Below are 12,356 nucleotides of genomic sequence, written 5' to 3'. Positions count from 1 at the left end.
TATGAGTAGAAATAAGACGATGGCAAAGATAGGCAGGTTTTTGAGCATACTGATGGTTACCCTATTTTCTTGCCTGGCGGCATATGCACAGCCACAGGAAGGCATCTGGCGGGGCACGCTGGATATGCAGGGGATGCAACTGCCTTTCAACTTTGAAATGAAGCTGGAGAACAATATTTGGAGGGTATACCTGTTGAATGCCGAAGAACGCCTCCTCATCAGAGACAGCAAAGTGAAGGAAGACTCCATTTACCTTCCCATGAACCTTTTCGATTCCTACATTGTCGCTGCCTTTCAGGGCGACCACCTGGAGGGGGTATTTGTAAAAAACTACTCTGAAGATTACAAAGAAACCTTCAAAGCTGACTATGGCCTTGAGTATCGCTTTTTTCCTGACAGCGACGAGCCTGTCACAGACTTTTCTGGCAGGTGGGCCATCAATTTCACCTCGGAGGACGACAGTATAACGTCAATTGGACTTTTTAAGCAGGAAGCCAACCGTATTTGGGGCACCATTCTTACCGCCACCGGGGATTTCCGCTATCTCCAGGGCAATGTGAAGGGGAAAAATCTCTACCTCAGCACTTTCGATGGGGCCCACGACTTTATCTTTCAGGCCAGCCTCCTCGGCCCCGGCAAGCTGGTCGGGCTTTGGCTATATGGCAAAAATTATAAAGAGGGCTGGTCAGCCACAAAGGATCCCTCCGCCGAAATCCCAGATTTTACCAACGTCGCCTACAGTAAAAAAGACCAGCCATTTGAGTTTTCTTTGAAAGGACTTGATGGGAGAACAATTACTCATAATGACCCCGCACTGAAGGGAAAACCCGTCCTTCTGCAAATTTTTGGTACCTGGTGCTCCAATAGCATGGACTTGTCCAACTTTATCGACGATTGGCTCCAGGCCCATCCTGATTCCGGGTTTGAATGGGTGGGCCTGAGTTTTGAAACGAATGAAGACCTGGCTTATGGCAGGCAGCGCCTGGAAAATTGGCGGACTTTTATGGATACGGATGCAAAATTGGCCTTCGGCGGCAAAGCGGACAAAACCTCCGCTTCGATGATGTTCCCTACCCTCAGTCGGGTAAATGCCTACCCTACCCTCATTATTCTCGACAAGGATCACAAGCCTGTGAGAACCTATGGCTTTTTCAACGGCCCTGCCACGGGAGAGTACTACGAAGTCTTCAAAGAAGACTTTGAAGCGGTGGTTCAAAGTGTGCAGGGAAATCGCTGACAAAAGTCACACTGACAGGTCGGAGGTGATCATAATTTAAGGTTTTTTTGTAGGATACCTTCGGGTACAAAAAAGCAGCCATGATACCCGAAGTAAATGATATAATACTAGCTCAGCTTCAAAACCTGGAAACTGCACTCGCACATGAGGCAAGAGTTTACAACGACCGGATTGAGCAGGTTCATCCAGCCAACAAAGCCTCAGCACTGAACCTTATCCACTACCTGACCCTTCGGAAAGCCGATCTCCGGCCCTTACAGGACAAACTGCACTATTTGGGGCTTTCTTCACTTTCCAATTCCGAAAGTCACACCCTGCACCAGGTTCGCTCGGTCATTCAGTGGTTGAATCATCAACCTTACCACGGCCACCCCGATGATATCGATCCGGCGACCGCCCGGGCTATTGCGCAGAGGCAATCCATGCATTTGTTTGGTCAGCGCTCCAGCAACGAGACACCATTTATCATGGTCACGCTGGATGCCCGAATGGCCGACGACGTTGGATTGGTTTCTCAGTTTTTAGAGCAGGGAATGGACGTAGCCAGAATCAATTGCGCCCATGATGATGAAGCAATATGGAGGGTACTGGTTTCTACCTTAAAACAGGCAGTCGCTGCGACGGGAAAAAGCTGTCGGATTTACATGGATCTTGCCGGGCCCAAATTGCGCACAGGCATTCCTGGCAAAGGAAAAGATAAAAAGCGGTTGAAAATAGCTGAAGGGCAAACACTGAAACTTGTGGAGCCCGAGTACGAGGCAGGCGAAAAAGAGCGGGTTGTGAGCTGTAGCGTAAGGGGCATTATCGCACAATTGAAGCCCGGGCAGAAAGTGCTTTTTGATGATGGGCTTATCAGCACAACTGTCGTAAAGGTAAAAGGCAACCAGGCTCACCTCACGATTGACAGGGTCTCTGGCACTAAACCCCATCTCAAGGTCGGCAAAGGCATTAACTTTCCCAACGCTCAGCTTGAGATTGTCAGTTTAACAAAGGAGGACAAACAGGCACTGCCCTATATTTGCCAGGAGGCCGACATGGTAGGTTACTCTTTTGTGCGAACAGTTGACGACTTAAAAGTACTTCAAAGCAGCCTATCAAACCTAAGCGACACCCCTCCTCACATCATCATCAAAATAGAAACACCCGAAGCGTTTGTCAATCTGCCCGAGTTGCTATTGCAGGGAATGACAAAAAACACCATGGGCGTAATGATTGCCAGGGGAGACCTGGCAGTGGAAGTTGGGTTTGAGAGGATGAGTGAGTTGCAGGAAGAAATCCTGTGGATTTGTGAGGCGGCCCATGTCCCGGTCGTTTGGGCCACCCAGGTGCTGGAAACACTTAATAAGACAGGCATAGCTACCCGTTCGGAGGCGACCGATGCTGCCAGGTCGTCTATGGCCGAATGTGTGATGATCAACAAAGGATTGCATACCGTAGAGGTGATCAGGTTCCTGAAAGACATCTTGAGCCGAAGCGGTGGGCACCGCACCAAACGAAGGCACCTATTCAGGCCCTTGTCAGTAGCACAGCATTTCTTTAAGGAAAGGGAGCTTCTGCAAGAACTAACCGCTTCAGAAAATGCTTAATAAGGCGACTTCTGGTTGACGGAAGAGTTACCCGAAAAAATAAAAACTATGTGGAACGAAAGGTACGCCAAAACTGAATTTGCTTACGGCAAAGAACCAAACGATTTCTTGAAACAACAAATAGCGGAGAAAGCGTCAGGCAAGGTACTTTGCCTCGCTGAAGGACAGGGGCGAAATGCTGTATATCTGGCTGGCTTGGGCTATGAGGTCACAGCAACCGACCTGTCTTCAGTGGGTTTAGAGCGTACAAAGGAATTGGCAAAAGAAAAGGGTGTTGCAGTCACCACGCTGCAAGTTGACTTAGGCGAATACCAGATAGCCAGCGAAGCATGGGATGGCATCGTCTGCGTTTTTGGTCACTTCCCTCCTTCAGTGAGAACCCATGTGTTAAGTCAACTAAATAGCGGTCTGAAGCCCGGTGGCTTTCTATTAATGGAAGTTTATAGCACAGACCAGCTCGGCTATGGTACAGGTGGGCCAAAAGAACTATCCATGCTGTACACGCTGACTGAGCTTAAGACCATGCTGGAGCCATCGTGGGATTTTAAAGTTTTACACCAAACCGAAAGAGAAGTCAACGAAGGTGAGTATCACAACGGAAAGTCGTCGGTGATTCAGGTTTATGCAAGGAAGAAATAGACCAGCTTAAATTTTCGGTAACACCCACGGCTTCCTGTAGCTCGGAAACACCAGCGCATTCGCTGCTTTGTTGTTGACGATCTGACGCCTGGTTTCGTCGTAGGAAACAGGGCCGCCGCCTCGCAGCGACAAGTTGCCCAAGTGGGCATAGATGCCTGCGATACGTCCCATGTCGATGGTGCAGTTGGTTGCGCCCCTGCTTTTGATACAATCAAGAAAATTACGAACGTGCTCCGGGTGGTAATTTTTTCCTTTTTCGAAAAGTATCGGCTCCATGGTTGGGCTTCCGTTTCTGTTTTCGGGCTTCAACTCCCAGAATTCTCTATTGGCAACAATCGTGGCATCGTCACCCTGAATGGCCAGGCCATAGGGCTTGTTGTACGGCCCGCTCTGTATGCCCGCCGTGTGATCCCAGGTCAGTACAAAGTCTTTCATTTGATACACGACCGATAAGGTATCGGGGGTTTCATGGTTGTAGTCGGGGAAGGAAAGATTGCCCCCGGCCGAGCTCACACTCATGGGCATGTAGTCGACTTTGCCAGCCCAAAGGGCCATGTCGAGCAAATGCACGCCCCAGTCGGTCATGAGCCCGCCACCGTAGTCCCAAAACATCCTCCAGGAACCATGAAAACGAGTGGGATTGAAAGTCCGGTCAGGTGCTGGCCCAAGCCAGGTATTGAAGTCAACACCAGCTGGTACCGGCTCGTCAGGCTTCATGAGTTGACCAATGCCATAGCCGAAATTACCCCACACTTTGATCTTGCGAAGTTTGCCCAGCTTTCCACTGTGCACCATGGCCATGATATCCGCCCAATGGGTGCCGCTGCGCTGTTGCTGACCAACCTGCACCACCTGCTTGCTGTATCTTTTAGCAGCAGCAGTCATTATCTCTATTTCTCCAATACTATTGGCCAGGGGTTTTTCAACATACACATCTTTCCCGGCTTGCAGCGCTTCCGCAAAAGGCAAACAATGCCAGTGATCGGGCGTGCCGATGATGACAGCGTCAATATCTTTATCAGCCAACAGCTCTCGGTAGTCTTTGTACAGCTTTGGCTTTTTGCCTTGCTTTTTCTCGACTTGCGCCGCTTTGTCATTCAGCACATTTTCATCCACATCGCAAAGCGCCACGCATTGAGCATCCTCATTATTCATGTGGTTCTCAAGTATCCAGTAGCCCTGGCCACGGCAGCCGATAAGGCCAACGTTGATGACATCGCTGGGAGCGGCCTTTCTGCGACCTGCTAAAACAGCTGATGGAAGAATAGTCAAAGCGCCCAGTCCAAGGGTGGTGTGCTTCACGAAGGTACGTCTGTTGGTAGTCATTATGGAGTAGGTATGTATCTCTGTCTAAGCTAAAAGGATATTTCCCATTATGAAAGCAGAAATGTAGATTTGGGCCTGGAGGTGCAAGTAAGAAACTAAACTAGTTATGCCGGAAATTCCTGAATCCAATAAAAACAGGCTCAAAAGGGCTGTTCTTTGGATTGTGATCATCTTGCTTCTTTGGTTGATTTTTGGCTGCTCGGGCAAAGCAGAGAAAACGGAACAAGACCCATGTGCCTCCTTTGAATGTCAGCATAGGGCTATCGTGAGGGCTGATACCGCTGAAAAGTCCCTGACCCTTGTTTTCACTGGCGATGAATTTGCTGACGGTGCTGCACACATCATTGGTGTGCTGACCAGACAACAGGTGAAAGCAGGCTTCTTTTTCACGGGTAATTTTTACAGCAACCCGGCATTTGAGGAAATCATCTATCAGCTCAAACAAGACAGCCATTACCTGGGCGCTCACTCCGACAAGCACCTGTTGTATTGCTCCTGGGAAAACCGTAACAGCCTGCTGGTGACAAAACAGGAGTTCACACAAGACCTTGAAGCAAACTATCTCAAAATGGAGCGGTTTGGAATAAGAAAATCAGACGCCCCCTACTTCCTGCCGCCCTACGAATGGTACAACGACAGCATCAGCACATGGACAAGTGACTTCGGGCTCCAGCTGATCAACTTCACCAGCGGCACCAGATCCAACGCCGACTACACCACGCCAGACATGCCGAACTACCGAAGCAGCGAGGTCATCTACAACAGCATCCTGGAGTACGAGCAAAAAGACCCGGCAGGTCTCAACGGCTTTTTGCTGCTCGTCCACATTGGCACAGCGCCAGAAAGAACCGACAAGTTCTATATAAGACTGGAGGAGCTCGTTGTTGACTTGAGGGCGAAAGGGTATGAGTTCAAATCACTTGTTGACCTGCTGTCTAGTAATTAGATGACGCACCAGTAAATTTTTATAGATTCGAACTAAGTTCGACTTTACTACGCACCCTGTATGGCTATCATCTATTTTCAGTTGCTTCTTTCCTTCCTTCTCCCAACCGATTCAAGTTTCTCTCCAGAGGCAGAGCCAACATATATTCGCATCAACCAAATTGGCTACTTACCAAATGAAAGTAAAGTCGCCATCGTCTTTTCCAATTCGCCGGTAAAAGAGGCTTTTCAATTAGTTGATACCAACACTGGATCACCCGTGGCCATAGTAAAACCAAGCAGGTCAAAAGCCAAGGGATGGGGTACTTTCAGCTACTTCTATGAACTGGACTTTACCTCCATCGCCAAAGAAGGCACCTACAAGCTGGTTGGTCAGAAGAGCCAGGCAGCCTCCCGCCAGTTTACCATCTCAGATAAAGCCTATAGCGGCCAGACCAAGCCCCTGCTCACCTTCATGCGCCAGCAGCGCTGCGGCTACAACCCCTTCCTCGACATGGTGTGCCACCAGCGTGACGGACGCAGCATGTTTGGCCCCATGCCCGACTCCACCTATGTGGATGTGAGCGGCGGCTGGCACGACGCTGGAGACCAACTAAAGTACCTGATCACAGGCAGCTATGCCACGGGGCACATGCTATTGGCCTATGAGCTGTTTCCCAAACGTTTTGCTGACAAAACCAATGCCCTTGGCCAGCCAGGTGGCAATGGGCTTGCCGACGTGCTCGATGAAGCCAAATGGGGACTCGACTGGATCCTCAAAATGCATCCAGCACCCGACCAGCTCATCCATCAGGTAGCCGACGACCGGGACCATAAAGGCTGGAAAATGCCGGACAATGACCCTTCGGATTATGGCTGGGGATCCAATAGCTACCGGGTGGCTTATTTCGCTACCGGAGAACCTCAGGGCCTGATGAAGTATAAAAGTGAAGCCACCGGGGTCGCCAATCTTGCTGGACGATCGGCCGCTGCGCTGGCACTGGGCGCCCGCATCTGGAAAAACGACCCGAAAGATGCGTCGTTCGCCTCCGACTGTCTGGAAGCAGCCAAAACGCTGTACGCTCTTGGAAAAACAAAGGAGGGCTTTCAGCAAGGCAATTCGTATGGTGCTCCCTACCGCTACACCGAACAAACCTGGACTGACGACATGGAGTGGGGAGCGGCCGAACTCTACAAGACGACAGGCGAAAGGGCATATCTGGAAGATGCTAAAAAATACGCTCGCTTAGCTGGCACCGAGGGCTGGACAGTACTCGATACGGCGGCCCACTACCAGTACTACCCTTTCATCAACCTGGGGCACTATGCCCTTTATGATGTGGTGGAACCGGCATTTCAGGATACACTGGCTAGCTACTATCGGGCGGGGATTGACTTTACGCTGAAGAAGGCTGCTCGCAACCCTTACAACATCGGCATCCCTTTTATCTGGTGCTCCAACAATCTGTTGACAAGCCTTGCGGCCCAAATCATTCTTTACGAGAAAATGACAGGCGACCTGCAATACCACAGCTATTTGGTGGCACAGCGAGACTGGCTATTTGGCCGAAACCCATGGGGCACCACCATGTTTACCGGCATGCCCGAAGGTGGCGAATACCCTACAGACGTACATACCAGCGTGTGGGCAATGACAAAAAAGGAGGTGCCTGGTGGGCTGGTGGACGGACCATTATTTGGCAGCATCTATTACAAAATGCTGGCTGTGGAGCTCTCAGAACCAGATGAATTCGCTGCTTTTCAGAACCCTTTCGTGGTGTACCACGACGACATTGGCGACTACTCCACCAACGAACCGACTATGGATGGTACGGCTGGCGCAATTTTGATGATGGCTTATTTTGGGGTGGATAATTAGGAAGAGGGTGAAGTATTCTTACTTCGTCCGCTCAATGGTATACTGAACCAACTGCTTCAGAGAAGTTTTATAAACCGAGTCTTTAAACTCATCAAGAATGACGAGTGCCTCCTGATAGTGGCGCTCCATGGCGTCTCTGGCGTAATCGAGCCCGCCGGATTGCTTCACGTAGTCGATTACCTCAGTCCGCTTTTTGGGCTTGTCGCTGTCGTGTCGGATAATGCTGAGGATTCGCTTTCTGTCGCTTGGGCTCGCCTCACGTAAAGCATAGATCAACGGTAGTGTCAGCTTCTTTTCTTTGATATCAATGCCCAGTGGCTTGCCAATTTCGTCAGCGCCATAGTCAAAAAGGTCGTCCTTGATCTGAAAAGCCAAGCCTATCTTTTCTCCGAACATACCCATCCTGTCAATAGAAGCCTTATCGGCCCCGACGGAAGCCACGCCCACCTTGCAGCAGCTAGTAATTAAGCTGGCTGTCTTTTGCCTGATGATATCATAGTAAACTTCTTCTGAGATATCCAGCTTTCTGGCCTTTTCCATTTGGAGCAGCTCGCCCTCACTCATTTCCTTCACCGCCTCGGACACAATTTTCAGCAAGTCGAAATCACCATTGTCAACCGAGAGTAACAGCCCCCTCGATAGCAAAAAATCACCCACCAACACTGCAATTTTGTTTTTCCAGAGCGCATTAATGGAAAAGAAACCTCTCCGGTAGTTGGCGTCATCCACCACATCGTCATGCACCAGCGTAGCCGTATGAAGCAGCTCTATCAACGACGCCCCTCTGTAAGTAGCGTCGGTAATAGGCCCATAAACACCAGCGCTAAGGAATACAAACATGGGCCGCATTTGCTTGCCCTTTCGCTTCACTATATAGGTCATTATTTTATCCAGCAACATGACATTACTCTTCATGGAGTGTCGGAATTTCTTCTCGAATTCAGTCATTTCTTGCGCAATGGGCGCCTGGATATCTTCTAGTTGAAGCTTCATATGTTTGCGGCACAATAATAACAGGTTAAACCTGCTTTGCAAAAGCAATACCAGGTGGTAAACCCTCTGATAAAGGCTATAGTTTCGGCCAGGGAAACAAAATTCACCTTTTATTTGCCACCCGGAAAGTTTGATTTGATCAATTCAGCAAAAACTTCGAGGTTAGGTGATATTTTCCTCCTTAGCCCTTAAAATAAACAATACCTATGCGTCGAATACCTTATTTCCTGGTGGATGTATTTACGCAGTCACCCTTTGGCGGCAATCAGCTGGCAGTGATACCCAAAGGCGACCTCGTTAGAGAAGAAGAAATGACGCAGATTGCCAGAGAGTTTAACCTTTCAGAAACCACTTTCATCTACTCTCCTGGAAATGAATATCACAATGCCCGGGTGCGTATATTTACCCCTGGTCAGGAACTGCCATTTGCCGGCCACCCTACATTGGGCACCGCTTTTGTTATTGCAAGATATATTGATTACAAGCCGGAGGACAAAATACTAACTGTGTTTCTTGAAGAAAAAGTTGGCACTATCCGGGTAGATATTGACATTCAGAATGGTGCGCCTGAAATGCTCGTGATGACCCAGCCCTTGCCAACATTTGGGAATCATCTAACTGATATAGCATTGCTGGCAGAGCTGCTCTCGCTTAAAGAAAGTGACTTCCTGCCAAATTATAGCCCGCAAACTGTATCCTGTGGTGTGCCCTATCTCATCACACCCTTGAAATCCCTGGATGCTGTGAGAAAAATCAAGTTCAGGTCAGATGTTTGGGAAAAAGTGGTTGAGAAATACAATCCCGGTTGGATTTACCCCTTCGCCATGGGTGGAGACGATATCGAATCACACGTGCATGGCCGCATGTTTGCCCCGGAGGCGGGCATTGTAGAAGATGCTGCTACGGGGTCAGCCAACGGACCATTGGGCTGCTATTTAGTACAGCATAAGCTTAGAAATACCGGAAAAAAAACAAAGATCATCAGCGAACAAGGCTACGAAATGGGTAGGCCCAGCAAGCTCTACCTGGAAATAGAAAGGTCGGAAACTGCCATCACTCAGGTAAAAGTCGGTGGCTACTGTGTGTTTATGGGTCAGGGTCAACTATTTTTGCCCTAAGGATCAAATCCAGCCCATGAAAAACTACTTTGTACTGTTCCTGATTGCCATTGCTTTTATCACATCGTGTTCTGAGAATGAATCAGAACGCATCAAGACCTTCCCCAACAAATTTGCAGACCCGGAGCTGGTGAAGCTATACGACTTCAAAGACAGGCGGCAGTCGGAGGCTTTAATTCCCTATCTCACCCATCAGCAGAGTGTGTATCGTGAAGAAGCGGCGATGGCCTTCGCCTCCACTCAAGACACAGTTGGGCTTCCCTATCTTTTTCCTCTTTTATCAGATTCAAAAATTGAAGTAAGAAAAGCAGCTGCTTTTGCCATCGGCCAAATGAAGAGAAAAAGTGCACAGTCGGCGCTGGCCAACAGGCTGCCGCTTGAAACGGAGCCTTTGATCAGGTACCATCTTTTGGAGGCACTGGGCAAATGCCTCAGCACCGATTACATGCATTTCTTAGCGGCTTATGAAGCTAACGACGACCTTACTATCGCAGGTAAGGCATGGGGCATTTATCGTGCTGGCCTTGGCGGCATTAGTGACTCAGTACTGACCGTGGCTGCCAGCGCCATCCTGGCCGACACCCTACCTGATCAGGCAAGGCTGGCTGCTGCCAACTATTTTGGAAGAATGAGAGGGATAAGCATTGCACATTTTGAAAGCATACTAAAAAACAGTGCCGCCAACGACTCTCTTCCAGCGGTGAGAATGGCTACAGCAAGGGCTTTAGCAAAATCCAACAACGACTCGATAGCTTTTTTTATCGACGACCAACTCAACAGTGAGAGTAACTCCCTGGTCAGGGTAAACCTCATCAGGGCGCTTAAGCAGGAGCATTTCTCTATCGTGGAATCAACACTGCTCGGAATACTTAAAAGCACAGATTATCAGACCTCCGTAAGTGCCGGTGAAGTGATAAGTACGTGGAAGAGTCGGGAACTTGAACGATGGATATGGGATATTAATAAGCAGATTGTCATACCCAGAACAAGGGCCACTGTTTTAGGCAATCTGCTGGAAAGCAATCTGTACGGCTACAATGCATATAGAGAGCTTTCGGAAATGTATGGCGGGGTGAGCAATCCATATGACAAAGGATTTATTTTGCAGGCACTTGGAAACTATCCCAACGCCAGCGCCTTTCTCGGGAATCAGCTGGATGATCCCCACCCGTTTGTTCGGACCAGTGCCATGGAGGCCTTGAGTGCCATGAACCAGTCGACGCAGTTCCCTGCTTTCAAGCAGCCGGAACTCATTGGCTATTTCAGACAAGCCATTCTTTCGGGTGATGCAGGGCAGGTAACCGTGGCAGCGTCCACACTCACAAGACTGAGGTCGAGGCTCCAGCCTTACCTCGGCAATATCCAGTTTATGTATCAGGGACTCGACAGCCTGCATCTTCCGGAGGATCTGGAGCCTTACCAGGCGCTGGAAAGCACCATTAGCGCCTATGAAGGACGAGAGGGCATTGGCCCCGGGCAGCTCTACCAAAACCCAATTGCCTGGGACGTGGTGACGGAAATTACCAAGGGAACAAAAGCCATAATTGAAACATCGAGGGGGGCAATAGAAATAGAACTGCTGGTGGAAGAAGCGCCTGGCTCGGTCGAGAATTTCGTTAGTCTGGCACGTAACGGTTTCTACGAAAACCTTACCTTCCACCGGGTAGTGCCAAACTTCGTGATTCAAGCCGGTTGCCCAAGGGGCGATGGTTACGGCAGTTCGGATGGCGTCATCAGGTCGGAGTTTTCAACCCAAAAATACGGCACTGGCTATGTAGGCATGGCAAGTGCAGGCAAAGACACCGAAGGCTCGCAGTGGTTTATCACGCACTCTCCAACCCCCCACCTCGACGGCGCATATACCATTTTCGGAAGAATAACCAAAGGGATGGAAGTGGTCAGCAAAATTGAAGTGGGAGACCGCATCACCTCCATCAAGTTGCCATGAGCAGACCCATTGCTTCGTGCCCCCTGCCCGACCTTGATGACCAGAAAAATCATCTCCACCTGTTCGCTTCCTATCTGGAGGTGGTCAGGAAAGGGAAATCCAAAAAGTATGCACTCACTCCCATCATGCGGCTGGAAATCAACCACAGACAACTGCTCGGCCCATTGATTGGCGGCGGACTTTTGAGCTGCATAGCATTTATTACACTTTTCTCATGGAACAAATGGGCAGTACTTCTGCTTGTTCTGGGTATTGGAGGAGTGGGGTTGATGTACTATGGGCTGGTCGGCGTTAAAGTACTCACCCTGAAAGAGGACAAAATTCGTTACGACATTATGTTACCCGGAATTGGAGAAGCGTTGCCGGCATTCATTAGCTTCTATAATCATCTCATACCCCGTATGGCGCTCGGGGAATCCCACGTCTTTCCAGTGTATCTGCTAAAAGACACCATAAATAACCAGACCAGGCTTTACCTCTACCTCGTTTTGTCAGACTTGCCTCCAAACCAAATCGATTACGACGTGGTAGATTTGATGAAACTATCGACGGAGCTTCATTTTGAGTTCGACGGTATTAGCCACTACCGGGCAAAAGTCGATGGATCTGTTCCCCCTGACGCATTCATTGAGCGTTCTGATGCCAGATAAGGAATCTGGTACATTGTCACAAACACTTTCTGTGTGATGTCTTTAAATTAGTATAT

Annotated in this window: 10 protein-coding genes; 8 read left to right on the top strand and 2 right to left on the bottom strand. The window is 49.3% G+C overall.

The features are described 5' to 3' along the window. Position 1: 1 nt before the first annotated feature. From RIG68_RS11790 to RIG68_RS11780, 3 genes are all read left to right on the top strand, one after another. Positions 2-1,237 carry a peroxiredoxin family protein gene (locus tag RIG68_RS11790; RefSeq protein WP_350122316.1) on the top strand — a complete coding sequence of 412 codons (1,236 nt, stop codon included), beginning with the start codon at positions 2-4 and terminating at the stop codon, positions 1,235-1,237. Between the two features lie 80 nt (positions 1,238-1,317). Then, a complete protein-coding gene (locus RIG68_RS11785; protein WP_350122314.1) occupies positions 1,318-2,823 on the top strand; it encodes a pyruvate kinase in 1,506 nt (501 codons plus the stop codon). 48 nt (positions 2,824-2,871) lie between these two features. Next, complete coding sequence (locus tag RIG68_RS11780; protein WP_350122312.1) at positions 2,872-3,462, top strand: class I SAM-dependent methyltransferase; 591 nt, start codon at positions 2,872-2,874, stop codon at positions 3,460-3,462. A gap of 6 nt (positions 3,463-3,468) precedes the next feature. Here the strand turns inward: RIG68_RS11780 and RIG68_RS11775 are convergent, their stop codons facing one another. Beyond that, the gene (locus RIG68_RS11775; protein ID WP_350122310.1) at positions 3,469-4,788 is read right to left on the bottom strand and encodes a Gfo/Idh/MocA family protein; all 1,320 of its coding nucleotides are present in this window, start codon (positions 4,786-4,788) and stop codon (positions 3,469-3,471) included. A gap of 106 nt (positions 4,789-4,894) precedes the next feature. On the opposite strand from RIG68_RS11775, the gene RIG68_RS11770 reads away from it, so the two are divergent. Then, entirely contained in the window at positions 4,895-5,734 is an 840-nt protein-coding gene (locus RIG68_RS11770; RefSeq protein ID WP_350122308.1) for a polysaccharide deacetylase family protein, read from the top strand. 60 nt (positions 5,735-5,794) lie between these two features. Next, a complete protein-coding gene (locus RIG68_RS11765; RefSeq protein ID WP_350122306.1) occupies positions 5,795-7,591 on the top strand; it encodes a glycoside hydrolase family 9 protein in 1,797 nt (598 codons plus the stop codon). An 18-nt stretch (positions 7,592-7,609) separates the two neighbouring features. Here the strand turns inward: RIG68_RS11765 and RIG68_RS11760 are convergent, their stop codons facing one another. Beyond that, positions 7,610-8,584, bottom strand: a complete 975-nt coding sequence (locus tag RIG68_RS11760) for a polyprenyl synthetase family protein (RefSeq protein WP_350089054.1) — start codon at positions 8,582-8,584, stop codon at positions 7,610-7,612. 206 nt (positions 8,585-8,790) lie between these two features. Between RIG68_RS11760 and RIG68_RS11755 the strand changes: the two genes are divergently transcribed. The 3 genes from RIG68_RS11755 to RIG68_RS11745 are packed head-to-tail and all read left to right on the top strand — an operon-like array spanning position 8,791 to position 12,300. After that, the gene (locus RIG68_RS11755) at positions 8,791-9,702 is read left to right on the top strand and encodes a PhzF family phenazine biosynthesis protein (protein ID WP_350122304.1); all 912 of its coding nucleotides are present in this window, start codon (positions 8,791-8,793) and stop codon (positions 9,700-9,702) included. 16 nt (positions 9,703-9,718) lie between these two features. Then, positions 9,719-11,650, top strand: coding sequence for a peptidylprolyl isomerase (locus tag RIG68_RS11750; RefSeq protein ID WP_350122302.1), 1,932 nt, complete (start codon positions 9,719-9,721; stop codon positions 11,648-11,650). After that, positions 11,647-12,300: a hypothetical protein gene (locus tag RIG68_RS11745; protein WP_350122300.1), complete on the top strand. Its 654-nt coding sequence runs from the start codon at positions 11,647-11,649 to the stop codon at positions 12,298-12,300. Before RIG68_RS11750 ends, RIG68_RS11745 begins: the two co-directional genes overlap by 4 nt. Positions 12,301-12,356 lie beyond the last annotated feature (56 nt).

The sequence above is a fragment of the Imperialibacter sp. genome, assembly GCF_040222385.1.
GTDB lineage: Bacteria > Bacteroidota > Bacteroidia > Cytophagales > Cyclobacteriaceae > Imperialibacter.
Note: the sequence above shows the minus strand (reverse complement) of the source record. Positions and strands in the feature narration are given on the sequence as shown.